The 24,107-nt window shown below is 35.3% G+C and carries 22 protein-coding genes and 1 pseudogene; 11 read left to right on the forward strand and 12 right to left on the reverse strand.

Annotation, left to right across the window (positions count from 1 at the left end; translation table 11 throughout):
• Nucleotides 1-48: 48 nt before the first annotated feature.
• On the reverse strand, nucleotides 49-606 hold the full coding sequence (locus tag ACKPEB_RS06565; RefSeq protein WP_408964051.1) for a hypothetical protein: 558 nt from the start codon (nucleotides 604-606) through the stop codon (nucleotides 49-51).
• 223 nt (nucleotides 607-829) lie between these two features.
• On the opposite strand from ACKPEB_RS06565, the gene ACKPEB_RS06570 reads away from it, so the two are divergent.
• Together ACKPEB_RS06570 and ACKPEB_RS06575 are read left to right on the forward strand one after the other, a co-directional pair.
• Nucleotides 830-1,447, forward strand: coding sequence for an aspartyl protease family protein (locus ACKPEB_RS06570; RefSeq protein WP_408964052.1), 618 nt, complete (start codon nucleotides 830-832; stop codon nucleotides 1,445-1,447).
• A gap of 30 nt (nucleotides 1,448-1,477) precedes the next feature.
• Entirely contained in the window at nucleotides 1,478-1,927 is a 450-nt protein-coding gene (locus tag ACKPEB_RS06575) for a DUF29 domain-containing protein (protein WP_408964053.1), read from the forward strand.
• Between the two features lie 12 nt (nucleotides 1,928-1,939).
• On the opposite strand, the gene ACKPEB_RS06580 is transcribed toward ACKPEB_RS06575, so the two are convergent.
• Genes ACKPEB_RS06580 through ACKPEB_RS06600 form a run of 5 tightly spaced genes read right to left on the reverse strand, consistent with a single transcriptional unit; the run spans nucleotide 1,940 to nucleotide 8,032 of the window.
• Nucleotides 1,940-2,434 carry a hypothetical protein gene (locus tag ACKPEB_RS06580; RefSeq protein ID WP_408964054.1) on the reverse strand — a complete coding sequence of 165 codons (495 nt, stop codon included), beginning with the start codon at nucleotides 2,432-2,434 and terminating at the stop codon, nucleotides 1,940-1,942.
• Complete coding sequence (locus ACKPEB_RS06585) at nucleotides 2,416-2,775, reverse strand: nucleotidyltransferase family protein (RefSeq protein ID WP_408964055.1); 360 nt, start codon at nucleotides 2,773-2,775, stop codon at nucleotides 2,416-2,418. The genes ACKPEB_RS06580 and ACKPEB_RS06585 overlap by 19 nt, the downstream gene beginning before the upstream one ends.
• A 26-nt stretch (nucleotides 2,776-2,801) precedes the next feature.
• The gene (locus ACKPEB_RS06590) at nucleotides 2,802-3,482 is read right to left on the reverse strand and encodes a Uma2 family endonuclease (protein WP_408964056.1); all 681 of its coding nucleotides are present in this window, start codon (nucleotides 3,480-3,482) and stop codon (nucleotides 2,802-2,804) included.
• 26 nt (nucleotides 3,483-3,508) lie between these two features.
• Nucleotides 3,509-4,471: a GDP-mannose 4,6-dehydratase gene (locus ACKPEB_RS06595; protein ID WP_408964057.1), complete on the reverse strand. Its 963-nt coding sequence runs from the start codon at nucleotides 4,469-4,471 to the stop codon at nucleotides 3,509-3,511.
• A gap of 45 nt (nucleotides 4,472-4,516) precedes the next feature.
• A complete protein-coding gene (locus ACKPEB_RS06600; RefSeq protein ID WP_408964058.1) occupies nucleotides 4,517-8,032 on the reverse strand; it encodes a glycosyltransferase in 3,516 nt (1,171 codons plus the stop codon).
• A gap of 210 nt (nucleotides 8,033-8,242) precedes the next feature.
• Between ACKPEB_RS06600 and ACKPEB_RS06605 the strand changes: the two genes are divergently transcribed.
• From ACKPEB_RS06605 to ACKPEB_RS06625, 5 genes are all read left to right on the forward strand, one after another.
• Nucleotides 8,243-8,554: a hypothetical protein gene (locus tag ACKPEB_RS06605; RefSeq protein ID WP_408964059.1), complete on the forward strand. Its 312-nt coding sequence runs from the start codon at nucleotides 8,243-8,245 to the stop codon at nucleotides 8,552-8,554.
• Between the two features lie 18 nt (nucleotides 8,555-8,572).
• Nucleotides 8,573-10,450, forward strand: coding sequence for a tetratricopeptide repeat protein (locus ACKPEB_RS06610; protein ID WP_408964060.1), 1,878 nt, complete (start codon nucleotides 8,573-8,575; stop codon nucleotides 10,448-10,450).
• 151 nt (nucleotides 10,451-10,601) lie between these two features.
• Nucleotides 10,602-10,868: a tryptophan-rich sensory protein gene (locus ACKPEB_RS06615; RefSeq protein ID WP_408964061.1), complete on the forward strand. Its 267-nt coding sequence runs from the start codon at nucleotides 10,602-10,604 to the stop codon at nucleotides 10,866-10,868.
• Between the two features lie 136 nt (nucleotides 10,869-11,004).
• Nucleotides 11,005-11,502, forward strand: a complete 498-nt coding sequence (locus tag ACKPEB_RS06620; protein WP_408964062.1) for a transposase — start codon at nucleotides 11,005-11,007, stop codon at nucleotides 11,500-11,502.
• Between the two features lie 396 nt (nucleotides 11,503-11,898).
• Nucleotides 11,899-12,690: a calcium-binding protein gene (locus ACKPEB_RS06625; RefSeq protein ID WP_408964063.1), complete on the forward strand. Its 792-nt coding sequence runs from the start codon at nucleotides 11,899-11,901 to the stop codon at nucleotides 12,688-12,690.
• 77 nt (nucleotides 12,691-12,767) lie between these two features.
• On the opposite strand, the pseudogene ACKPEB_RS06630 reads toward ACKPEB_RS06625, so the two are convergent.
• The 4 genes and pseudogenes from ACKPEB_RS06630 to ACKPEB_RS06645 all read right to left on the reverse strand — a co-directional run bounded on the left by ACKPEB_RS06630 (nucleotide 12,768) and on the right by ACKPEB_RS06645 (nucleotide 15,201).
• A pseudogene (locus ACKPEB_RS06630) lies at nucleotides 12,768-13,429 on the reverse strand (alcohol dehydrogenase catalytic domain-containing protein).
• Nucleotides 13,430-13,467: 38 nt separating this feature from the next.
• Nucleotides 13,468-13,659 (reverse strand): hypothetical protein, encoded by a 192-nt coding sequence (locus tag ACKPEB_RS06635; RefSeq protein WP_408964064.1) that lies wholly within the window; start codon nucleotides 13,657-13,659, stop codon nucleotides 13,468-13,470.
• 45 nt (nucleotides 13,660-13,704) lie between these two features.
• Complete coding sequence (locus ACKPEB_RS06640) at nucleotides 13,705-14,166, reverse strand: SRPBCC family protein (protein ID WP_408964065.1); 462 nt, start codon at nucleotides 14,164-14,166, stop codon at nucleotides 13,705-13,707.
• A gap of 168 nt (nucleotides 14,167-14,334) precedes the next feature.
• The gene (locus ACKPEB_RS06645) at nucleotides 14,335-15,201 is read right to left on the reverse strand and encodes a helix-turn-helix transcriptional regulator (protein ID WP_408964066.1); all 867 of its coding nucleotides are present in this window, start codon (nucleotides 15,199-15,201) and stop codon (nucleotides 14,335-14,337) included.
• Between the two features lie 242 nt (nucleotides 15,202-15,443).
• On the opposite strand from ACKPEB_RS06645, the gene cas3 reads away from it, so the two are divergent.
• From cas3 to cas5d, 4 genes are read left to right on the forward strand one after another with little or no spacing between them, the layout of a single operon-like run.
• On the forward strand, nucleotides 15,444-17,444 hold the full coding sequence (gene cas3, locus ACKPEB_RS06650; protein ID WP_408964067.1) for a type I-D CRISPR-associated helicase Cas3': 2,001 nt from the start codon (nucleotides 15,444-15,446) through the stop codon (nucleotides 17,442-17,444).
• Nucleotides 17,445-17,454: 10 nt separating this feature from the next.
• Nucleotides 17,455-20,406 carry a type I-D CRISPR-associated protein Cas10d/Csc3 gene (gene cas10d / locus ACKPEB_RS06655; protein WP_408964068.1) on the forward strand — a complete coding sequence of 984 codons (2,952 nt, stop codon included), beginning with the start codon at nucleotides 17,455-17,457 and terminating at the stop codon, nucleotides 20,404-20,406.
• Nucleotides 20,407-20,417: 11 nt separating this feature from the next.
• Entirely contained in the window at nucleotides 20,418-21,419 is a 1,002-nt protein-coding gene (cas7d, locus tag ACKPEB_RS06660; RefSeq protein WP_408964069.1) for a type I-D CRISPR-associated protein Cas7/Csc2, read from the forward strand.
• A 6-nt stretch (nucleotides 21,420-21,425) separates the two neighbouring features.
• Entirely contained in the window at nucleotides 21,426-22,091 is a 666-nt protein-coding gene (cas5d, locus tag ACKPEB_RS06665; RefSeq protein ID WP_408964070.1) for a type I-D CRISPR-associated protein Cas5/Csc1, read from the forward strand.
• A 62-nt stretch (nucleotides 22,092-22,153) separates the two neighbouring features.
• On the opposite strand, the gene ACKPEB_RS06670 is transcribed toward cas5d, so the two are convergent.
• Both ACKPEB_RS06670 and rlmN read right to left on the reverse strand, forming a co-directional pair.
• Nucleotides 22,154-22,939 carry an FAD-dependent oxidoreductase gene (locus ACKPEB_RS06670; protein ID WP_408964071.1) on the reverse strand — a complete coding sequence of 262 codons (786 nt, stop codon included), beginning with the start codon at nucleotides 22,937-22,939 and terminating at the stop codon, nucleotides 22,154-22,156.
• Between the two features lie 37 nt (nucleotides 22,940-22,976).
• Nucleotides 22,977-24,008 carry a 23S rRNA (adenine(2503)-C(2))-methyltransferase RlmN gene (gene rlmN, locus ACKPEB_RS06675; RefSeq protein WP_408964072.1) on the reverse strand — a complete coding sequence of 344 codons (1,032 nt, stop codon included), beginning with the start codon at nucleotides 24,006-24,008 and terminating at the stop codon, nucleotides 22,977-22,979.
• Nucleotides 24,009-24,107 lie beyond the last annotated feature (99 nt).

The raw sequence follows: 24,107 nt of genomic DNA on the forward strand, positions 1-24,107 counted from the left end.
GGAGGAACTTGCTACAGGACAATTCACAGCCTGAAAAGTTCCCAACTTTTAACCATTTAGCTCTGTACGGTTCTGTAAATCTGTCTTGACCTTCTGTACAAACACCTTAGAACGCTCTAAATCCGCTTGAATCCGTTGTAACTTCAACTGTATACCCTCTACCCCGGAATCGGCATCCTGTTGAGGTAAGGGAATCTTTACAGTAGAGGAGTCTGATGCCAGTTTGACTGTTACTTCTGCCATCTTAACCAAACTCTGATCCCGTAAAATCCCATATATTGTTAACTGGTCTTGCTGATCAATTATTTTACTCAAGTCTAAGGTTGCTCGAAACCCACTAATTCCTGCTTCTGCTACTTGGGGATAATTGATTAGAACATCAGGACGATGAACATTCACCGCAATGGTTTTTAGCACTCTCCCCTGAGCTACAACTTCAACGGCGATGGCCGGAGATCTTTTCCCTAAAACCCAACCTCGAAACTCAACCGCATCTGCATCAATTTGGCTTCCGGTTTCTGGTGCGTCCAGGTTAAATGCTAATAACCCTTGAGAATCAATGAGAGGAACATTAATGACTTCTAAAATATCAATTAGTTTTTTCATTTTAGGGTGCTAAATTCTTAGTTAGTCGTCAAAACTGACCTTGTTATTTTACCTAATTGTAGAGCAATATCAAAGCCAAATTGCCTTGACTGCTATAGACTGAATCGGATTCTGGCTTTGGGACAAGGCGACTATGCCATTAACCTAATTATATGCTAATCTTAGCTTATCATCTTCAAGTATTCAACTTTTTCTGGATATTATTCAAGGGAGAGCATTAATAATGGAACCAGAATATGCCACAACTAATGATTGGTATAAAGCCAATCGCCCCAAATTAAAAATATATCGGGGTCAGTGGATCGCTTATACGAATAAAGGGGTGATTAGTCATGATCGAGATTTCAGAAAAATGATGGATGCTATCCCCCCTGATACTCCTAAATTAAGTTATGTGATTGAGCGAATATTTGAGAATGAATTTATTGAACCTGCTAAGTTTTATCCAGTGAGAATGCGATCGCTAAAAGTTCACGATTGGCAACCCAAATATGAATTAATTTTGAAATTTAAAAACGAAGAAAAGGTCAAAATTCTGGTGGACTCTGGGGCTGATTTTAGCTTAATTACTAGACAGCTTGGTGAGCGATTAGGTTACACTAAAGGAGAGGGAGAAAACCTGGGTAGTGGTGAAGGAATTGGTGGTAGTATTGAATATCTATTAAGACAGATGGAAATAGAGATAGAAGGTCATCGTTTTACCGCTCCTGTAGCGTGGATACAAAGCGATTTTTGTGAAGAAGTTTTGTTAGGGCGAGAGGTCGTATTTGATTTGTTTGATATCGAGTTTAAACAGGCTGATGAGACGATCATTTTTAAATGGCGTGGCGGTCAGGCATAAGTAGCTAATAATAAAAATTGAGGTGCTTTAATGAATAATATTGAGAATTCTAGTCTTTATGAACAGGATTATTATCTCTGGTTACAAGACACTTATCAAAAGTTAGAAAACAAAGACATAAATGGACTTGATTTAAGACATTTAATGGAGGAAATATTGGCTTTGGGGAATGAACAAAAGCGCAAGGTTTCTAGTTATTTAAGACAATTACTAATCCACTTATTACTTTACCAATATTGGGAAGCAGAACGAGAGCGTTGTGGTAAAGGTTGGCAAACTGAAATTGATAATTTTCGGTTTGAACTGGAATTATTATTAAAGTCTAAAACCCTGTATAATTATTTTTTGCAAGAGATACAAGAAATTTATCCTAAAGCGAGAAAGCAAGTGATAAAAAAAACAGATCTTCCGGCTACAATATTTCCTGAATATTGTCTTTTTACATCTGATCAGTTATTGGACTCGGAATTTTTGCCCTAGAGCTAGGGATTTTTAATTTTCTTGAGAGTTTCTATCTAAATCATCAGATAAATTCTCAAGAAATCGATTGAGATCTGCTTCAAGATAGGGGATTAATTTCAGTGCTTTGTCTAAATTAGCTTGCAACTGATCATATTCAATTATAGCACCATAGCCATGACGAAAGAAATGACGGAAGCCTCTCAAACCATTCAAAATGCTATGGGTTTCAGAACTTAGCAAAGCCGGACGAATTTCAGGGACATTCATCGTCATTCTTTTCAGTAATAAACTATGCCATTGACTAGAATCACTAATATTATTTTCAAAATATTTAGCTACAATTTTCAGTAAATCTTCAGTAGCATTATAGAGATTGTGGATTTGATAAGCAATACTCTCCAGACGAATTTGATCATCGGCTTGTAAATTTTTAGAACGCTCAATTAAGCGTTGATCAATGGTTTTAATTAATACCAGTTGAGCTTGTAAATCAACCGTAAGAAGAACTAAGGTGTTTTTGTCCATAGGATTCCTTGTTGACGAATGCGGTTGGCAAAATGACATTGATTAAGCCGAATAAGATCTACATCCCTTGCTAAATGTTCAGAGAGAAAACTAATTGCTGAAAAAAAGTATTCGGGATTAATCTGTTCTACAGCAACATCAATATCTGATTGATCATGAAATCGGTTAGACTCAGTTACAGAACCAAAAATATAAGCTTGTTCAATCCCATATTTAGCTCCAAATTCTTCTAACCATTCTAAGGTTTTATTTAACAAAAATTGTCGTTCTTTTTCTAGTCTAAAACGCTTATTTGATAAAATTTCATCTAATTTAGCTGTATTAAAAGGAGTTTTGCTCATAATAGATGGGTTTAAAATTAACTATTTTAACACAATTGAGGGATAAATTCTTGATGATCAACACTTTCTATTCCTGCTTGTAATTTTTTTAATACCTCAGCCAAATTCCCTTCTAAAAGCGATCGCATCTCCAACCATAAACCAGGAAATACTTGACTTTTAATCACCCCCTCCTGATCAGGTTCTAAAGGCATATATTCTCCTTCCTGAAGTTTCCACCAACAAATTTGGCGTTCATAAACCTGCCATACTAAATATTCTTTTACACCATTGCGTTGATAAGCTCTTTTTTTATCATAAAGATCATAAGCCACACTACTGGCTGCAATTTCTACAATTAATTCTGGTGCACCTTCAATATAATCATCTTCACTAATGTGGCATTGTCCTCCTAAATTGGGATCAATCAATAAAATAGCATCGGGTTGGGGTTCGTTTTCCCCATCGAGTCGGACAGTTGTATTATCGGCGGCTAAAACCCCAGGGGTTGCTGCATAATAAACCCCTAACCAGGTATTAATTTGAGCATGGGGTTCTCCATGACTACGAAAACGTAATGGGGAAGCCATATAAACTACTCCTTCAATTAATTCTGCTTTTTGATGATTTGGCATAGCTTGGTAACGCCGTTCAAATTCTGGACGAGTTAAGTGATCGCCATTTTCTAATGGAAGAATTGTCGTTTTTAAGGGTGTATAATTAGGCATAATTTTATTGTTTTAATTGTTTTGGATTAATAGGGAAGCCCTGAAGGGCTTACTACCATCATTCTAACAACATCTGGCATTTTATATTGTGCCTTCCATCCCAACTTCTGTTCTGCCTTAGTGGGATTTCCTCGACCTACCGCAATATCCGTAGGTCGTAATAAATTACTATCAGATTCTACATAATTTTGCCAATTTAACCCCACACAACTAAACGCCACTTCGACAAATTTTTCTAATGAATAAGTTTCCCCGGTTGCAATCACATAATCATCGGGTTCTTGCTGTTGCAACATTAAATACATGGCTTGCACATATTCCGGTGCCCAACCCCAATCTCGTTGAATAGAAATATCCCCTAAATAAAGTTTTTCTTGTTTTCCGGCTGCAATATCAACAGCACCTTTAACAATTTTTTGAGTCACAAATCGTTCAGGACGCAGGGGCGATTCATGGTTAAATAATATTCCCGAACAAGCAAATAATCCATAGGCTTCTCGATAGTTTGCGACTTCCCAAAAAGCAGTTGATTTCGCAACAGCATAAGGGCTGCGGGGACGAAAAGGAGTATTTTCATCAGCAGGAATGCCTTGAGTATCGCCAAAACATTCACTAGAACTGGCGTTATAAAGTTTAATTTTGGCTTTGGTAAATCGAATCGCTTCTAATAAATTTAAAGTTCCAATTGCCATACTTTCTAACGTTTCTACTGGCTGTTCAAAGGATAACCCAACTGAACTTTGGCCTGCTAAATTATAGACTTCATCCGGTTGAATTTTGGTGAGGATTTGTAATACACTTCTAAAATCCGTCAGACTCATGGACTCTAATTTAATTTTTTCTCGAATCCCTAGAGAAGATAAATTTCTAAAGGAAGACATTTGAGCATCCCGTGATGTGCCACAAACGGAATAACCTTTTTTTAATAAAAGATCCGCTAAATAAGCTCCATCTTGTCCCGATACGCCACAAATTAATGCTGTTTTCATCGTTAATTTAAAATCCTGTTTTCAAGAGTTTAGAATAGGGGCTGATTATGCACGACTAACAATTCCTAGAATTCGTTCCATAGCATATTGCCATTTTGGAGATTGACTTAAGGTAGACGCATCCAAAGGAGATTGCTTATAACTGGATAATCGCACAAAATCGTTTACCCAATCTAGCACAGTTTCGGTGATAAATTCAAAGGAAGAGTATTTTAAAGATTGTTCTAGGCAATGAACCATTTGCAAGGTATTATTTTGAGTATAATGATGCCAAGCATTCCACAGTAATGAAGCATATTCAAGACGATGATTGAAATGGTTTATGTCAGCTTGAGTAAAGGGTAAATTGTTAAATTGATTCTCTTGAGAAGAAGTTAAGGCAATTTGGATGATTTCTAAGGTTTGTTTTAACATCCGATCTTCTTTAAAGAGTTGTTCGGCTCGTTGTTTAGATGCTGCACCAATTTGATCTCGTAATTTAGGATTTATTACCCATTCTTGCAAGGTTTCAACTAAATCTAATACCGTTTTTTCAGGGTTAATATTGGGATCACTTAAGAGTTTTCCGGTGTCTCCTAAGCCTTCAGGAATTCCTCCCGCCGCCGAGGCAACAATGGGTAATCCTTTTGCCATTGCTTCCATAATTGCAAAGGATGGGGCGGCTTCTGCTAAGGAGGTTAATACAAAAATATCACAGGCATCTAACCAATCAGGAATATCCCACCTTTGCCCTAAAAATATTACCTTATCACTTACTCCCAAATGCTCAACTTTTGCTTTTAATTCGGGTTCTAAATCGTGATCACTTCCCTGCCCAGTTCCCGCCCAAACAAAGTATAATTTTTCCCAGATTTGGGTATGTTTTAATTGAGCGATCGCTTCTAATTGAAACCGATGCCCTTTAATGGGGGCTAACCTAGCCGTTGTTAAACACATAATCCCATCTTGTGGAATCCCTATTTCTTGGCGTAAACGTTGACGATTTGCTAAATTAGGGGGAGCAAAATATTTTTCTGATCTGCCATAATAAACCACATTTCCTTTATCTTTAGGTAAGCCAAATTGCTGTTGTAAAATGTTAAGATGTTCATAAGCTGCGGTATTAAAAGTCCGAGCTAATCCATATTGATATAAAACTCCTTTGGCATAGGGAATATGATCTCCCATTGTAAAATTAATATGTTCTGGCATTGCTAACCCTATAGCCATCATATAGGGAATATTGTGTTGAATTGCTACTTGTTTAGCTGCGAAATGAGAGTAGGGCCAACCATCACTAAAAATAATAAAATCCGGCTTTATTTGATGATAAAGAGTTTTAGCATCTTCAGTATTTCTGAGAATTCGAGGTAAATCTTTACTGGTACTATAATCTAACCAATATTGTTGAATGCCTAACTCTTTTTCTTCTTCAACCAAAGGGTTATTATGGTTCGGTCTGACGGCGGTTACTCGATATCCTAATTTGGCTAATTCACAGAGAATTAAATGATCATATTGTGCTAACCCTCCAATACCGGGATCATCGGTATTCATTAACATAATATGAGGTTGATTAGGGGAGGATGTTAATGCAGGTTTAGATTGAGTGCTGGGTTTAGGATTCATGATTTTATTAAAAATAAATTGCCATTCTTGAGATTTAATTAAAGCATAAGTATCGATTTTTTCTCCATAGTCTGCTGCAATATTTTGAAAGGCATCCAGCCAGTGCGCAATGGTTTCTGTTAGGGGGAAAAAGGTGTATTCAATGGATTTTTCTAAACAATTTACCATTAAATCAGGATAACCATCTCGATACATCCGCCAAGCTAACCATACCCAGCGATCATAACTTTCTTTTCGACGCAGGCGAAGAATTTTTTCAGGAAGATCAGAGCGATTAAAAAATTCATTCATGAGGTTTTCAGTATTTTTAATCACTTTCAATCCTCCTGACATTAAATTTTGATCATGTTGGCGATAACAAGCATGAATTTCTTTTAACCAAACCGTTTTGCATCCCATTAAGGATAAACGTAAAACAAAATCTAAGTCTTCAGTAGGAGGATAGTGATGATCAAATCCTCCTACCTTCTTCCACCATTCTCGACGTAACATTAAGGAACTAGGACGAACACATTTATGTAAAATCCACGTTTCTAAATGCAGTTCGGGTGCAGTATTCCAAGGCATTACAGCAATCCAATTTTTGCCTTCTTGATTAACACAATACCAACCACTTTGGATTAAATCAATCGAAGGATCAGCATCAAAAGCTGTCACTTGTTCCTTTAATTTTTGAGGTAAGAAAAAGTCATCTGCATCTAAAAAAGACAAGAATTCACCTTGAGCTATTTCACAACCATTATTTCTCGCTTTAGCGGCTCCTTGATTATCTTGATAAATATATTTAATAACCGGAAAATAAGGTTTTAGGATTTGTTGAGTGTGATCCTGAGACCCATCATCAATGACAATAACTTCATAATTTGTGTAGGTTTGTTCAAGAACACTTTTGACGCATTGCTCAATATATTTTTCGCTGTTATAGGTGGGAATAATAACGCTCACTCTAGGTTGAATTTGACTAATATTTTCAGAAATTAATTGTTTCCATTCCGGTAAATTATAAAAACTTTCTAAATTTAATTCATAACCATAAGCACGACAGTAGCCAGTAAACCGATGCACCCAATCAGAAATTGTAATTGCTATGGTATAAGGGGTATAAAGTAAAGATTTCTGTAAAAATTCAGCCATCGGTTGAAAATGACCTGTATGATATAAATGCCAAGCCATCCAAGTTAAGGATTCATATCGAGCAGGTTTTTCTAGTTGTTTAATTTCATCGGGTAAATCAGGCTGACTAAAAAAATGATCTTGAAGTGCTATCATTAAATTAGCTCTTTCTTTGGCTTTTGTATTAGAAACGGTTTCTTGATGTTGTCGATAATTAACGGTGATTTCTGGCAACCAAACTGCTGTATATCCTTGCAATGCTAAACGCCAAATAAAATCAACATCATCTACTCCATTAAATCGAGAATCAAATCCTCCGAATCGCTCCCAAGCCTGTCGTCTAAACATCAATGCACTGGGTAAAATAGGGGTTCTTGTTACCCAAATGAAGAGTGTTAAATCGGATAAATCGTGCCAAGGTTCAATCTCAGAAATTGGGTTATTATTGGGATCAATTAAACGCCAACCACTATTAACAATTGCTACATCAGGGTAAGTTTCAAAGCAAGCAACTTGATGAGCTAATTTTTCTGGTAAAAATACATCATCTTGATCCAGTAGCGCAATCAATTCGCCTTTTGCTGTCTGAATTCCTTGATTCCTAGCTGCTGCAACTCCTTGATTAGATTGAAAAATGTAACGAATGAGATCCGGATCTTGGCACTTATCTATATAATGTTGTATGATTTGATAGGTATTGTCTGTTGAGCCATCATCAACGATGATCATCTCATAGTTTGAGTGGGTTTGACTTAATACGCTATCAATGGCTTGGCTAATATAGCGCTCACCATTATAAACAGGAATAATAACGCTAACTTGGGGGGATGAATTTAACATAGGATTACAATTTTAGCCATTAATCTGTTATTATAAGTCTGATTGACACTCAGAATCGATCTGATTGAGTAAAGCAGACTAAAAAGCCATAAAAAAATCAAGTTAGCTTGAAATTAAAAGTCATTTTTCTAATCAACCATTCAGGGATGGATTAAAAGTTTAAACCTTGAAATAGTATTTTAAAAAATTTATAGAATCAGGAGATTTTTTATGTCTCGTAACGATCTAATTAAAAAAGGTAAGGGTCAAAAGCCATCGGGAAAACATCAGAATTTGGGTCAAACCCCTAAATCTGTAATGGTACCGGGTTTAACTGGAAAAAATATGCAAACGTTCAAACCCATTAAATGGACTCCAGTTAAACTGATTTTGTTCTTAATTTTTGTATTTGGGCCTTACGGCGGTTTATTATATGTAGCTAGCGGGATTTCTAAGGTTTTATTCATCTATCTTCTGGCAATTCCAACAATTGCTGCTATAACGTTTTTTATCATATATCGATTAACAAAAAATTCACTTTAATTTTTTTGATATTTGATCATGTTGAATCGATCTTCTCTTGAAAAATCGGAAAATTCTGTCTCGGCTTTATATAAACAAGCTGAAGTTTTCCGTCAGCAAAAAAATTGGGAAGAGGCGATCGCACTCTACCAAAAAACCATTGAACTTGATCCTAACTTTTCCTGGGCTTATCATCAACTTGGAGATCTATTCTCCCAGCAAAATCAGTGGATAGAAGCCATTGAAGTTTATCGTCAAGCGATCGCACTCAATCCTGACTTTTCTTGGTCTTATCATAACTTAGGAACGGCTTTAATTCAACAACAACAATGGAGTGAGGCAATTTTAGCTTACTCTAAAGCCCTTGAACTGAATCCTACTTTTTGTTGGTCATATTATTATCTAGGAGAAGCTTACGCTCAAGAAAAAAATTGGTTAGAAGCCGTTTTTTCTCATATTTGTGCTTGGAAGCAAAAACCCGATTTATTAGCAAGTTTAAATCGAATTGGAGAGATTATTAACCAGCAAAGTCAAGCTGGGCTAGAGGCGGTCATTCCTCAATATTGTTCTAGGGTTGATCAAGCTTCTAGTTTATCTCAGGAGCAAAAGTTTTTACCCCCTGATGTTGAGCTTTATATAAGATTAGCGAAAGATTTAGAACAAAATCATTACGAGTATGCAGCAATTATTTTTTATCAGATCGCATTATCGATTCAACCCGATAATGTAGAAATTGAGCAACAGTTAAACGCTATTTTAGAACAAAAATTAGCCTTAGAACAAGAAATTGAGAAATATTCTTTAGAAATTCAACTTAATTCAAATAATCCAGAATCTTATTATAATTTAGGGATAGCGTTATCTCGTCAACAGCGAACCCATGAAGCCGTTAATGCTTATCTAAATTTTTTAGAACTTAAACTTGATATTTTTCTGTGGAATTATCAAAATATTGTAGATTTAATCGCTCATAATAATTCCCTTGATACAGCCATTAATCTTTATCATCAAGCGATTGCTAAACAGCCAAAATCCTGTATTCTATATTTAAACTTAGCCGTATTATTGACGCAAAAAGGTGATTTATCATCCGCCATTCAATATAATTATATTGCAGGTCAAAAAATTATTCCTAAATTTCGTCCCCAGTGGCAACTCATAGCCAACACATTAAAACCCGTTAATCATCTTGATTTTTTAATTATTGGCAGCCAAAAAGGGGGAACAACTTCTTTAAACTATTATCTTTCTGAACATCCTAATGTCATTTCTTCGATGATTAAAGAAATACCGTTTTGGTCACATCAAATTCATCGAGGTTTAGAGTGGTATTTTTCCCATTTTCTTCCCATTCCCTCCGATTATAACTGTTTAGTAGGAGAAGCCACACCCATGCACTTTAATTCTCCAGAAGTCGCTGAAAACTTAGTCAATTTTTTTCCAAAAGTTAAATTAATTATTTTATTAAGAAATCCGATTAATCGAGCGATTTCTCATTATTATCATTGGTTGAGTTTAAAATGGGAATCCCGTTCTTTTGAAGAGGCGATTCAGTGGGAATTAGAGCAATTACAGGATGAAACCATCGATTTTTGGACAAAACTGACGAACCCAAAATTGCAAGGATATCTCGCTAAAGGATTATATATTTATTTCTTAGAAAAATGGATGAACGTTTTTCCCAAAGAACAATTTTTAATTTTAAAAAGTGAAGATTTTTATGCTAATTCTGATCAAGTCACCACACAAGTTCTTGAATTTTTAGGCTTACCTGAATATCATTTATCAAATTATCATCAATATAATACTAGACCTTATCCGCCGATTTCTGAATCAACCTACGCACGACTGCAAACTTATTTTCAACCTTATAATCAACAGTTAGAACAATTTTTAGGGTTTCATTTTAATTGGTAACGATGGTTCACCTGTTTTGGTGCGTGCGCTGTGCTGACATACCCTAAAATCGGATTTCTGTCTGATGAGTAAGGTCAGGAAAGATAGACGTTTAATAAACGAATTGCTTAAACTTTAAAAACAGGTTTTGCAGCGATTATAGGAGGGAAAAATGATAATTAAATCTTGGATGGTGATTGGAGGTATAGCATTTTTAGTTGCTATTGCGAGTAATTTACTCTTAAATCCTAACGATATCCGATGGTTTAATCGTTTAACTCGTCCAGGTTGGTTAACCTTTGAAACAGCAATTCCTTTAATTTGGACAATCGTTTTTATCGGGGGTGCTTGGTCTGCTATTTTAGTTTGGGAAGCAGAACCTAGAACGCCTCAAACCTGGGGATTAATGGGGTTTTATAAGACCCAGGTGGGAGATTGAAAACGAGCGTGTCTATGCCTTACGGCAGGCTACGCCAACAGACCTGAGATAAAAAACGACTCAGGGGAATTTATTCCCCGTGAATATTTTCCTGATTTATGTTAACATAGAAACCGGTCGAAACCAGGAAATTTTCATGAGAGTTCTGGAATATAAAGTTCAAGGCAAACCTAGTCAATATCAAGCGATTGAGCAAGCAATTCGCACGACCCAATTTGTTCGCAACAAAGCGATTAGATATTGGATAGATCATTCCAGAGAATTGAAGATTGACAAGTTTGCCCTAAACAAATATTCTACAATTCTCAGAAAAGAATTCTCGTTTGTTAACGATCTAAATTCAATGGCAGTTCAATCCGCAGCCGAGGGGGGATGGACTGCCATTAGTCGTTTTTATGACAATTGTAAGAAAAAGATTTTGGGTAAAAAAGGATATCCCCAATTCCAGAAAGATTGCCGTTCCGTTGAATACAAAACATCAGGTTGGTCATTACATCCCACCAAAAGGCAAGTCACCTTTACTGACAAAAATGGTATTGGTAAGCTGAAATTGCTGGGAAAATGGCAGATCCATACTTACAACGTTAAAGACATAAAGCGGGTACGTTTAATTCGTCGTGCCGATGGATATTAGGCACAGTTTTGTCTTAATATTACTGTCACCGATGTTCAACCGAGAACCGGGAAAGAGATTGGATTAGATGTTGGTATAGAATCGTTTTACACAGACTCTAATGGACATCAAGAACCGAATCCCAAGTTTTTGAGAAAGGTGTGAATTTCCGATAGTTTAACAAATCTATTAAAATCTTACAAAAAATTCATCTATATTTTACGAATTATCTCTAAAGGATTGAAAAAAAACAGCCAGATTCTGTATTCTAACAAAAGTTTACCTATTTTAGAGGCTGAGGCCAGAGAGCAATATTCTATTTTAGGGAGAGCTTTGTACATCCTAAAAAATAGTTAAATCCAGATTAAAAAATTGCTTTTTTCCCAATTCCTCACTTATTATTGACCTTGAAGTACCATGTTAAATTTTGAACCCATGTCTAACCCAGTACCGAGAGAAACAACAAATCCTAACCCAGTGTTCACCGTATTTACAAGTGAAGTCGATACCCTCATCGGTGGTGACGGTGCCGATTCATTTTTTTTACGTCGCAATGGAGATGAAATTGCACCCTTAACCCCGGCAGCATCCTTGATTGGGACTTCCGATGATGATACTTTAGAAGGAACCAATAATAAGGATGTGATCGGAGGTCGGGATGGAAATGACCAGATTTTTAGTTTCCAGGGCAATGATTGGGTTGAAGGCAATAATGGAAATGATATTTTATTTTCGGGTCAAGGTGATGATTTAGTGCTCGGAGGTTCTGGAACTGATACCCTGTTTGGTGATGTTGGAGTTGATACCATTTATGGTGGGCCAGAATCGGATATTTTATTCGGTAATAATGGCGAAGATACCTTATTTGCTGATGCTGGAGATGATAGCCTTTTCGGGGGTCAAGACAATGATAGTTTGATTGGTGGAACTGGAAACGATTTGCTATATGGTGATCGCGGAGATGATACCCTGTTAGGAATTTCTCGTGATAGTTTAGGATATACCTTGATTACAGATTTTAATCGGGATGAAGATAAGTTACTCTTACCCGGTCTTCAAAGTTCCTATGCTATCGATACTTCTCCGGCAAATGTACCCGAAGGAGTGGCAATTTTCAAGGTCAGTACCGATGGCGCAAAACAGCTTTTAGCAGTTGTTCAAGGAGATATTCCATCATCATTAGACAGTGATCAATATGTCTTTCTTTAATTCCCCATCAATGGCTATCATTCTCTAATTAACATTCAAAGAATGATAGCCTATAAAATAGCAGCGAAGAGAATCAATTAAGGTTTTAAAACCACCTTAATACAATTTTCTTGCTTATCTCGAAAAATTTTATAACCCTTCGGAGCATCCTCTAAAGCCATTTTATGAGTAATCACAAAGGAAGGGTCAATTTCTCCCTGTTGAATGCGTTCTAAGAGAGGATGCAAATATTTATGAACATGGGTTTGACCCGATCGCAACGTTAACCCATCGGGAATTTTCATCGGCCCCACATCAGCAAAGGGAACACGGGCATATTCCGCTTGTCCTCCCGCATATCCCCCGAACATATGAGAATAGCCAAATAACCCAGAAGGAGAATGACCATAAAATTTTTCAGCTATCCATTGGTTCGGGTTAGAATTATCGCATAATGACCATAAATCTCGATTACAAAAGAAACAATTACCGCAAGAAATGGTAAAAGGAACGACAACGCGATCGCCTTTTTTTAAGTTGTTAACTTCGGGGCCGAGTTCCACCACTTCTCCCATAAATTCATGGCCGAGAATATCCCCAGATTTCATCGTTGGAATATAGCCATCATAGAGATGTAAATCAGAACCACAAATGGCAGTTGATGTAATTTTAATAATAGCATCACGGGGATTTAAGATTTTCGGATCAGGAACCTGATAACCCGAACATCATTTGAACCATGCCAACAAACTGCTTTCATCTTCAATTCTCCACGATTTGATGATTAATTTCAATGCTTTATTGATTTGTATTTCTAGCAATTTCTCCGGCTTCCATTAACTGTTTAAATCGGTTCAAATCATCTCCAATTTGTTGTTCTGGTTCTTCTCCAAATAGTTTCGCTAAAGTGGTTGTCACTGCACCCCCTGGAGGGTTATACTCAATAACAATTTTGACTTCTGTACCTCGGTTAGCAGGTGCAGATTTCAACCGAACAAATCCAGAATTCTCAATATCCGTATGACCGACGGAAGATCAAGAAATTAAATGATTAGTTTCATCTTGAATGATTTCTGCATCCCATTCAATGGTTGTTCCTAACGGTGCAGTTGCCACCCAATGGGAACGATGATCATCATAAACAATGATCGATTTGATATGTTTCATAAATTTTGGCAAATTGTAAAAATTACGCCAAAATTGATACAATTCTTCGGCAGAACGATTAATGGTAACAGTTTTTTCAACTCGAATATGTTGGCTTTTGTTTAAGCCTAATGCTTCTTGTGCTTGATGAAGGGTGCTTTTATTTTGAGTGGCTTGATACATTAAACCACCCCCAGCAATAGCCATGAGAACGCCTTTTAAGGAGCGTTGTTGAAGTCCCATTAACACTAACGCACCTCCCCCAATTAAAGATCCCCATCGTTCTAAATCACTGGGATTTTCTTCTGAGGGAGGATGCTCATATTTTTGAGTTGAAGTGATTTCTTCCATAAACTTTTCCTGACCCACCTTTTGACTCAGGATAGGAAGAATTAACTTAAATTTACGTCAATCAAAAGACATAAACAAGATTAAATTTCATCAAGGATTAATTTATATCTTTTGATAGAGGTTATATTTTAATTGATTGTATACTAATTTTTTAAAAATTAATTAGAGTTAGAGTTTATATTTTTCAGATACATCTTGAACTTTTGTTTTAAATTTTTCCCGCATAGAATCCGGGGATAAAATTTCACAATCATTCAAGTATTTAGCGATTTCACGAAAAAACCAAAACGTACTCCAGATCTGGCGAGTCACTATCCGTTGAGGGGGATCGCCTTCAATTTCTCCCACTAAAACATCATCGATTTTTGGCTCCTCTTTAGCATAAGCAAAAGCTAAACCTCTTAAAACTTTGAACTCTACATTAATTAGATCTAAATTAGATTGCCATTGAAATTTGACTGGATTAACAACGGCATCTTGAATCCGATCAAGTCTAAATGTCCAATTATGCTGTAATGGAGCAATATCTTGATTTCCCTCTGTTTCATCACAGGTACAAACTAAATATTGATGTTGTTCAATTAAACGCAATTGTCCATGTAATACAGTAAAATTCCATTGCCGCTCTGCTACATCTTGATAACAAAGGCGAAAAGGTTGTTGACGTTTAATAAAATTCTCAATGTTTTGCCGCCATATCGGTCTGGGTTTTTGCAGAAATTTTTCAATCTCATGCCGAAATTGTAGGGTTAATTCACTTCTTTCCTGCAAAATTTGAGCAATTTCTTCCGCTTCTCCACAAAAACCTTGATCAAGCAAAGTTTTCCGAGCTTGTTCCAAAGCATTGATGCGTTGGGGTGTCCAATCGTGGTTGGCGACAATTTTGAGTTCATTTCTGGCGATGGTCTTCAGTAACTTGGAAATATTGGGTTTACTCGTCCCCCAAGTTTGACCAAATTCCATCGCGAGGTTTTCCAAGGCTTTTTTATCTCTTTCTTCGATAGAAAGGGTAATTGCTTGATTTTTACGAGTCATAATTTTATACGGACACTTTATACAGTTATTATCTTGACACTTCTATCTTAAACGATTTACTATGAGTTATTAGAAAAATACGGATACTATTTTTTAGCCAATCAAGACAGTAATATCCCCACAAGAAAGCCGAGCTTCTAGTGATAGTTTTGGTCATTGAGTGAGCAGTAATCTTTCCTAGAATTAGTTAAGTAGGGTAACTTATTGAGGAGATTGGCTGATGAATAATAGTGAACAACACTATGAAAATCAACTTAGTTTCTACATGGTCAGAACTTATCAAAGAAATTGATTCAGCTACTGGGATTAAATTAGCAACCCATCAAAAAGCGGTTTGGGATGCTATGCGTGATCCTAATATTCAATTGGTCTTTGATACTGCTTTAACGGGTGATGGTAAAACCTTAGCAGGCTTATTACCAGCATTTTATGAATCTCAGAGTTTAGGAAAAGGATTATTTGCATATCCAACTAATGAACTTATTAGAGATCAAGCTAAACAAGTTCATAAATGGAGTAAAGACTTAAAATTAACTATTGAATCTCATCAATTAAATAGCCAAACTTTAGCTGAATTAATCAGAAATGAAGGACTCAACAAAATTGAAACTTTACGCACTATTGCTAAAGATAAGAATTTAGTATTGACTAATCCTGATATTTTTACTTTAATTCATCGTTTTTTTTATAATCAATATCGAGGTAATGTTGCTCAATTATCACAAATTTGGTTTAATTACTTTCGTTATGTTGTATTTGATGAATTTCATATTTTCAGCGCGCCACAAGTTACAAATGTATTAGATAGCATTGCTTTCAGCCGTGCTAATGCTAATCAAAAATATCCTGTTAAGTTTCTCTTCCTTTCAGCTACTCCTGATAAATTAATTTACCAAGCATTAGAAAAAGCTGGCATTAATCCTCAAATTATTATCGGAAGTTATCAACATGGTTTACTGGATAGTAAAACCCATCGGTGTATTTTGCGTGATTCCGAATTAGAATTAGTTCCTTATCAGCAAAGTGCTGGAAGTGTTGAAAACTGGATTCATGAGAATTTAGTAACTATTAATCAATTTTTTTGTGATTACCCTACCTCTAAAGGATTATTAATTGTCAATAGTGTATTTGCAGCAAAACAAATTTTTAGAAACTTACGGAATAATCAAGATTGTAAGTTTACTATTGGTGAAAATACAGGATTAACCAGTTTAGCTATTCGGAAAGATTCTGAAAGTAAACAGCTAATTATTGCTACATCTACAGTAGATGTGGGAGTTGATTTTAAGATTAACTTTTTGATTTATGAATCGTTGGATGCTGGTACGTTTATCCAAAGATTGGGAAGATTAGGAAGACATGAAGGTTTCCCTATTTATAAAGCGATCGCTTTAGTTCCTGACTGGGTAAAAGAAAAGTTCGCTGAAATTTATACAGATAATTCAGAAAGCGATAGAGAGAGTTTTTTTGAAGTAGTTAGAAATAAGATATATCAAAAACCTCAAGAATTTGAAGGATATTTAAGCCGTTGGGGAAAAATACTTTCAACAGTACGTTATGCAAGATTAACGACTCAAAAAGAGCAGTATCAAACTCTATTAGAACGCTATGGGAATGAATCATCAAATATTATAGGAAAGATACCTAATTGGAATCAATTAAATGAATTTAAAGAACACCCTAGCATTATTCAAGATTTAGAAACTTTTAGAGGTACGGGACAATTAGATTTATGGGTTTATGAACCAGAGACTAATGCTATTACTAATATGAGTCTAATACGGCTATTGTCGGGGACAGAATTTCAACTTATTCCTGAATCAGAAGCGAAAAAAATTAGTGATAAATTTCAACAACAATTTTACAAAAATAGTATAAATTTATATGCTATAATTAATAATTATTTAGATAGTTACAAAAAAGTAGAGTTACAATTTACTTACAACTTTGATAAGCAAAAAATTAATCAAGCACAACAAAGAGTTGGTTTTAGAGTTCAAGCACGCCATCCTGATATTAGAAAAATCAATGAACAGCTTGAATATTTAAAATTAACTACTTGTGTAGCCGATCCAACTAAATATGATATTCCTAAACTCAGAAGATTTTATCGGCTTCCTACTCTGTTTGAGTTATATCCTATTAAAGATAGTAGTGGATCAATTTATCCAGCAGTAGCATTAGGTCAAGATGCTTTACTTTTGGATAGTCTTTTATACTGGCAAAAAATCACACAATCATAAGGAGAAAATCATGGAAAATTTTGATTGGTTAATGCCTAATAATTATAATGTACCTGATCCTACTAAAACTAAAGAACCACCTTTAGTAAGATTAGCTCTTGATACTTTAAATCAGGAGGAAGATCAAGTTTTAAAAGATTGGATTAAAACAGTTTTTCCTTATATTTTAGATTACTTTAGTTTAAAAAATGCCAAAGGAACGAGTTTTAAAGTTGCAGAAATATTAACAGAAGATTTAGAGATTACTGTTGAAAAAAGGCAGAAAATTATTAATAAGCTAGTCAATTTAAAAGATCAAAGTTTAGCTGTTCATTTGCTGAATGCTGTTTTAGGAGGATGGACATTAGTTAAATTAGCTAACTTAGATCAGTTTCAACAGCAACTTTATTTAAGTGCAATTACCATGCACGATCTCAATAAAATTGTCTTACCTCGTCTTGGTAATACTCGTATGGACGGGGAACAATGGGAACAGTATAAAAATGCTTTTTTGACTTGGGGAGATGCTTTACATTTGTGGGATTTTATTGACCAAAATTATTGGCAAGATGTAGCATTTTTAGCGCAAAATGCAGAAGATTCAAGGGGAGCAAATTTAACGATTGCTAATTTTCCTGATTTACAATTACCACCTGATCAATTAATGGATTTAACTGATTTTGTCAGATTTGGTGATTTAGTTGCGTCTATTGCTCATCATCCTGATGATTTAGAACAAAATAATATGAAAGCAATTTTAAGACGTACTGTTCAAGGAAAATATGTAATTCGTAGTCATAAAACTAATGAAAATAGAGGTTTATTAACTCAAGCAATTCATAATGCAGTTTTAGAACAAACTGAAAAAGTAAATTGGAAACCATTTTTATTTTTTCCTGATGGTGTAACTTATTTTGTCCCCAAAGATTCACATGAACCTGATTTATCTAATATTCCTGAATTGGTGAGGAATAATACTTTAGAAATAGTTTCTAAAGGAGTTGGGGATTTAGTTGATCGTGCTGGAAAGGGTGTTTATTATGAACCTGATTTAATTGAAATTGCTGATATTAGGTTGGCATCGGAAACTTTAATTAGACGAACCTTTGCTATTATTCATGATAAAAAAGATCCCAAAACTGGAGAAAGACGAGATAAGGTATTAAGTAATGCTTTCTTAAGTAAAAATCCTGATTTAAAACATTTAGATTGGGAATATCCTGCCAATTTGCAAACTGATCGTTTTGCAGAAGGCTTTAATGCAATAACTGTACTAATTAAGGATTTTTATGGATTAGAAAAAGGTACTGAATTGATTTTAGATACTCTTGGTATGAGTCAATACTTAAAACGTTGGGAAATGATTCCCAAAACAGGTGGTACTCCCTATGGCTGGTATTACCTTGCAGGACATTATATTAAAGAACATTCTAGTTTAAGTCCAGGCGAATTAGAACAAATAATGTTAACTACTGTTCAAGAGATTTTAGAACAGTTAGGTAAACCAGATCGTCCACCACCATTTGCTTTTTTAGACAACTATATTTCTCAAGTATTAACAATAACAGGTTCAACAGAAACCCATGATTTTAAAGGAGAACTACAACGTTACCATCTAAATAAAGCTCAACGTAAACGAGACCCAATTTGTGCTATTTGTAATAGTGCCTTTGAAATTCGTGAGGAATTTTCTAACTATAGTAATAAAAGAGTGACAAGCACACAAGAATCTAAACGAGGAAAATGTACTATTTGTCAAGTAGAAAGTTTACTGAGACGCTATGGAATGAATGCTAGTTTATCAGCAGAAGATGAAACTGTTTATCTTCATTTTTACCCTGCATATTACTTTACTCCAGAAACAATTTTAATAATGGAAAGAGCTTATCAAAATTTTGCTCAAAGTTCTTTTGCTGAATTAGATAAAGATTTATCTGAGCAAAATTATAATCCTAATTATGTTCCTCGTATGGATATTTTTCGCATTGGAAATGATCCCAATGAAAACTTAAAAAGACGAACTAAGAAAGAATATGCAACAGGAAAAATGCACGGTTATTATTTGTTGGGTATTCCTTATTTAGGAGAAAAACCAACAGATACAGAAACATGGTTTATGCCAGCTATAAAAGGGTTACTTGCTCCTATTACTTTTGGAGTAAAATTAGTTGCTAGTCGTAATCCTATACCTGTTTATGGCTCAGGTGCAGACTTCAAAGAAACTGTAATTATTGACGGAGTTCATACCTATTGGTTACACGGAATAAAACAAACTATTTTTCATTTAGATGAACTAGAAAAAGCGATTCCTGCTGTTTTTAGTATTTACTCATTAACTGCTCAATCTTACAAAGATAGTCGTAATTATCCTGTGTGGAATCAGTTAAACACAGTTTGTCAATCTTTAGATACCAGTCCTCTTTATGTCTTTCATTATGCTGATCGAATTCAAGAAAATACAAAAAAAGAGCAATCTCAATCTGATAGTTTACCCGATTGGTTGGCTGACAAGCTAATTAACTACTACAACATTTTAATGAACTACTATCAAGGAGGAAATCCAATGTCAATGATTCAAGAATTAGTAGATCAATATACTTGCTTTTATCGAGCGAGTGGTTTTGCTGCTTATGCTAGGCTACGACCTTTTAATGTAGCAGCGAAAGTGGTTTTGGATAGTTTACCAACAACATCAAAAGATGATATTAAATTAATGATCGAAGGTCATTTAATTGCCTTAGTTGATGGTGTACTTGATAAACAAACCGATGGTTATATTCCTGAAGAAATCAGAAAGGATATAGCTAAACGTCAAGAAATCCTAGAAATCTTTGCTGAATCTTTTTTAGATAAAGTTTTCTATGATTACTGTAGAGGTGAGCGATCACTATTACGACAACATATTAATTTATTGCGTAAAGCAGCCGAAGCTCACTATGTCAAAACCTACAGCAAGAAAAAAGACCAACAAGAAACCAAATAGGAGAAAAAACAATGTTTGATCAATATCAATCTCATTTTCAAGCCTCTATCCCTAAAATTTCAGGTGCTAAATATGCTCACTTTATTTTATTACGAGAAACTGACTCCTATGCAGTTTTTAAAACGGATGGAGAGTTAAACGTTGCACGGGTAAGAGCAGGATTAGATAACACCGCAATTATCACTCGTCTAGTATTATTTAAACGTAAACAAACTACACCAGAACGTTTAACAGGACGTGAATTATTGCGCCGTTATGGCATCTATGAACATATTGCAACAAATTATGAACGAATTGCCAAAAAAGAAAAAGACAAAATAATTGAAGATTGTACTTACAATGGTGAACCCTGCGGAGGTTGTCCAGATTGTGTAATTTATGGTTATGCAGTAGGTGAGTCAGGCTCAGAAAAATCAAAGGTTTTTATTGACTCGGCTTATGCTGTTCCAGCTTATGAAGAATCTCATCAAACTATGACTCTTAATGCACCTTATGAAGATGGAACAATGACAAGCGGAACCAGTACAACTAACCGTTTTAGTGAACAAGATCATGTACTTCCTGAAGTCCCTTTTCCTAGTGTTGTTACTTTGCGAGACCCCACACCTAACACATTTCTTTATGTACTCAATAACATTTATCGTACTAAACGATACGGCGCACAAACAACCCGTACAGGACAGGTCAGAAATCATTTAATTGGCATTATTTTTGCTGATGGTGATATTTTTGCTAACTTACGTTTAACTCAAAAAATCTACGATTTATTTGAGGGTAAAAATCCTCCTTACGGAGTAAGGGAAATGAGAGATAAAACCGAACAAGCCATGGAAGAATTAATTAAACAAGATGGAGTTTTATATCAGCTAATTAAGGGAGAAGCTTTAAGTTCTATTGAAAAAGAAGCTGAAGTTATCTTGTCTGATGAAACTCAATTTAAAAAATGGCTAAATGCTGTTACTCAAGAAACTTTAGCTTATGCTGAGAATGCCAAAGTTATCAAAAAGAAATAGTAAACTATGCACATTTATCGTCTTGAATTAACTTTACAAGATCCGGTTTACTTTGCAACCCGTGAGTTAGGTCGTTTATACGCAACTGAAAATTATTTACATAATTATGCGTTGACCTATGCTCTGGGGTTAGCAAAAAATAGCTATCATGATGCACAACATATTCCCCATTATCAAGAAGATTTAGAACCCCTAAATCAAAAAGGAATTTATGTTACTCCAGCACGTCCTATTGACTTTGCTTATGTCACCCATACTTACAAATGGGCTGATTTACGGTATCAAGTTAGAATGGAGCAAAGCAGTGTTAATTTACCCACATTTGGGAAGATTAGAGAATTAGCTCCCGAAAGCCGTTTTGAATGTTATTTATTTTCCATTGAATCTATTAAACTACCTAAATGGATTCGGCTAGGAAAATGGATGAGCAAAGTTGAGGTAAAATTCAGTGAAGAAACAAGGTTAAAAATTAAGGAGGGTTTCTTCAATTGTTCCCATCCTTTGAACCCTTTAGATGTTATGTCTGCTAATGAAATTATTAGCTATAATGTCATAAATATGCCTCCTGTTAGCCTGATTTGGAATGTAACAATGAAAGGACAATATTATGAAGGCTTAAACCTTCCAGTTAAAATAGAGTATCGCTTTGAATCAATTAAAAATCCAGTATAAAACTAGCATTAAGGGATTTTATAATAATTTTGAAAAAGACAGGGTTTCTCTAGCTACGTGAGTTACCCTATCGCTAGAAAGCAATCAATCAAAAAAATTTTTATGGGAACAGAGTCAGGAGTTAACCACAAGACCAAAGAAACCCGGTTTCTAGCTCTATGCTTTAAACTCTTGGATAATTTTATTAAAATCTCGTCTTGATTATATTCAGATAATTGTGTTTCTGACCATTGTGATCGTTCTATAGTTGCTTGTTGAATTTTAGCCATAAAAGGACGGCGAAATTCTTCGTAGGTATAGAAAGATTGAGTAATTTTATCAAGATGATTCCAATCATTATTTTTAGCTAATTTCTCCAATAAAGTAACAAGGACTAGAGCATCTTCAAACCCTTGATTAACACCTTGATTGACTTTCACTTTAGTTTCAGGGAGTAAGTTTCTTAAGTGGGTTTGTAATTTATACCAAGGGATAGAAACTCGACCTTCTCCATACTGATTGAACCAATATTCAAAGCTTAAGGGAAACGCTGAAATTCGTTCACCTTGGGTATTTTTTTGTACCCATTCCAGGGGGATTTTAGGTTGATTGTCTGGAGTTGAATTTGTTGAAGAAAAACGCATCCCAGCTTGAGTGATGGCTTCATAAGCTTGAGGTTCAATACATTTTAAGGCTTTTAAACCATTGGGAAGAAGATCTAAAACTTGACCTACCGGACGAAAATTATGAGTTTGATCTATGACTAAAATATTGTGAATTCCTCGTTGATGCAAACCCAGTGCTGTTGCTAATCCAACTAGCCCAGCACCGACAATCAAAACATCATAAATATCGGGTATGATTTCCATGATTTTCTCCCAATAAACTTCAAAAAAGATATTGAATCTAAACTTTAGAAGCGCGTAATTGTCCACAAGCTGCATCCGCTTCTAACCCTCTGGAATATCGCACACTCACTGCAATATTACGCTGTTTTAGGATATCCATGAATTGATTAATTCGTGCGGGATCTGGTCGTTTATAATCAACTTCTTGAATCGGGTTATAGGGAATTAAATTAACATGACTTTGAAACCCTCTTAACTGACTGGCTAATTCTATAGCGTGTTCCGGTAAATCATTTAATCCGGCTAATAGAATATATTCAAAACTAATCCGTCTTCCCGTTAATTTAACATAATCTCGACATTCGGCGAATAATTGAGAGAGGGGATAAGTTTTAGCACTGGGGATTAACTCTTCTCGAATATTTTGATAGGAAGCGTGTAAACTAACGGCTAAAGTAACTTGTAAATCATATTCGGCTAATTCTCGGATTTTTCCTCGTAAACCAACCGTTGAAACCGTCATCATTCGTTGTCCAATTCCCACATCTTGATTTAAGGATTTAATCGCCGTAACAACAGAATTAATATTTAATAAAGGTTCCCCCATTCCCATAAACACAATATGGCTAACTCGCCGTTTAAAATCTTCTTGAACAGTTAATACTTGATCAATAATTTCATAAGCTTCTAAATTGCGAGTAAACCCACCTTTTCCCGTCGCACAAAAATCACAAGCCATTGGACAACCCACTTGGGAAGAAACACAAACCGTTAAGCGTTTTTCGGTGGGAATTCCTACCGTTTCAATAATTTGACCATCGGCTAATTTTAATAAATATTTAATAGTTTGATCAGGAGCGATCGCTTTATAGTGAATTGTAGAACGACCTATCTCAACATGACCGACTGCTTCGCGCCATTGTTTAGGAAAAACTGTAATTTCCCCTAAAGATTTTGCTCCTTTATGATAAATCCAATCATATAATTGCTGACCCCGATAGGCGGGTTGTCCCTGTTCTTTTACCCAGTCGGTGAGTTGTTGTACAGATAATCCTAACAGAGCAGGATGTGAGTTGTTTACAGTCATCATAGAAATTGATCATATAGATAGTTATTGATCTAAAATATATTATACAGGAAAAACTACTTTTGGCTTAATCCGAATAAAACGATCTGTTGGTTAGGATTT

Source organism: Planktothrix sp. (genome assembly GCF_046067725.1).
In the GTDB taxonomy this organism is placed as follows: Bacteria; Cyanobacteriota; Cyanobacteriia; order Cyanobacteriales; family Microcoleaceae; genus Planktothrix.

Bases quoted from the DNA above. Each gene is read 5' to 3' on its own strand.
- ACKPEB_RS06620 (WP_408964062.1), top strand. From the start codon at position 11,005: ATGAGAGTTCTGGAATATAAAGTTCAAGGCAAACCTAGTCAATATCAA.
- cas10d (WP_408964068.1), top strand. From the start codon at position 17,455: ATGGAAAATTTTGATTGGTTAATGCCTAATAATTATAATGTACCTGAT.
- rlmN (WP_408964072.1), bottom strand. From the start codon at position 24,008: ATGATGACTGTAAACAACTCACATCCTGCTCTGTTAGGATTATCTGTA.
- ACKPEB_RS06670 (WP_408964071.1), bottom strand. From the start codon at position 22,939: ATGGAAATCATACCCGATATTTATGATGTTTTGATTGTCGGTGCTGGG.
- ACKPEB_RS06570 (WP_408964052.1), top strand. From the start codon at position 830: ATGGAACCAGAATATGCCACAACTAATGATTGGTATAAAGCCAATCGC.
- ACKPEB_RS06645 (WP_408964066.1), bottom strand. From the start codon at position 15,201: ATGACTCGTAAAAATCAAGCAATTACCCTTTCTATCGAAGAAAGAGAT.
- ACKPEB_RS06615 (WP_408964061.1), top strand. From the start codon at position 10,602: ATGATAATTAAATCTTGGATGGTGATTGGAGGTATAGCATTTTTAGTT.
- ACKPEB_RS06640 (WP_408964065.1), bottom strand. From the start codon at position 14,166: ATGGAAGAAATCACTTCAACTCAAAAATATGAGCATCCTCCCTCAGAA.
- ACKPEB_RS06625 (WP_408964063.1), top strand. From the start codon at position 11,899: ATGTTAAATTTTGAACCCATGTCTAACCCAGTACCGAGAGAAACAACA.
- cas3 (WP_408964067.1), top strand. From the start codon at position 15,444: ATGAAAATCAACTTAGTTTCTACATGGTCAGAACTTATCAAAGAAATT.
- ACKPEB_RS06580 (WP_408964054.1), bottom strand. From the start codon at position 2,434: ATGGACAAAAACACCTTAGTTCTTCTTACGGTTGATTTACAAGCTCAA.
- ACKPEB_RS06585 (WP_408964055.1), bottom strand. From the start codon at position 2,775: ATGAGCAAAACTCCTTTTAATACAGCTAAATTAGATGAAATTTTATCA.
- ACKPEB_RS06600 (WP_408964058.1), bottom strand. From the start codon at position 8,032: ATGTTAAATTCATCCCCCCAAGTTAGCGTTATTATTCCTGTTTATAAT.
- ACKPEB_RS06610 (WP_408964060.1), top strand. From the start codon at position 8,573: ATGTTGAATCGATCTTCTCTTGAAAAATCGGAAAATTCTGTCTCGGCT.
- cas7d (WP_408964069.1), top strand. From the start codon at position 20,418: ATGTTTGATCAATATCAATCTCATTTTCAAGCCTCTATCCCTAAAATT.
- cas5d (WP_408964070.1), top strand. From the start codon at position 21,426: ATGCACATTTATCGTCTTGAATTAACTTTACAAGATCCGGTTTACTTT.
- ACKPEB_RS06575 (WP_408964053.1), top strand. From the start codon at position 1,478: ATGAATAATATTGAGAATTCTAGTCTTTATGAACAGGATTATTATCTC.
- ACKPEB_RS06605 (WP_408964059.1), top strand. From the start codon at position 8,243: ATGTCTCGTAACGATCTAATTAAAAAAGGTAAGGGTCAAAAGCCATCG.
- ACKPEB_RS06565 (WP_408964051.1), bottom strand. From the start codon at position 606: ATGAAAAAACTAATTGATATTTTAGAAGTCATTAATGTTCCTCTCATT.
- ACKPEB_RS06595 (WP_408964057.1), bottom strand. From the start codon at position 4,471: ATGAAAACAGCATTAATTTGTGGCGTATCGGGACAAGATGGAGCTTAT.
- ACKPEB_RS06590 (WP_408964056.1), bottom strand. From the start codon at position 3,482: ATGCCTAATTATACACCCTTAAAAACGACAATTCTTCCATTAGAAAAT.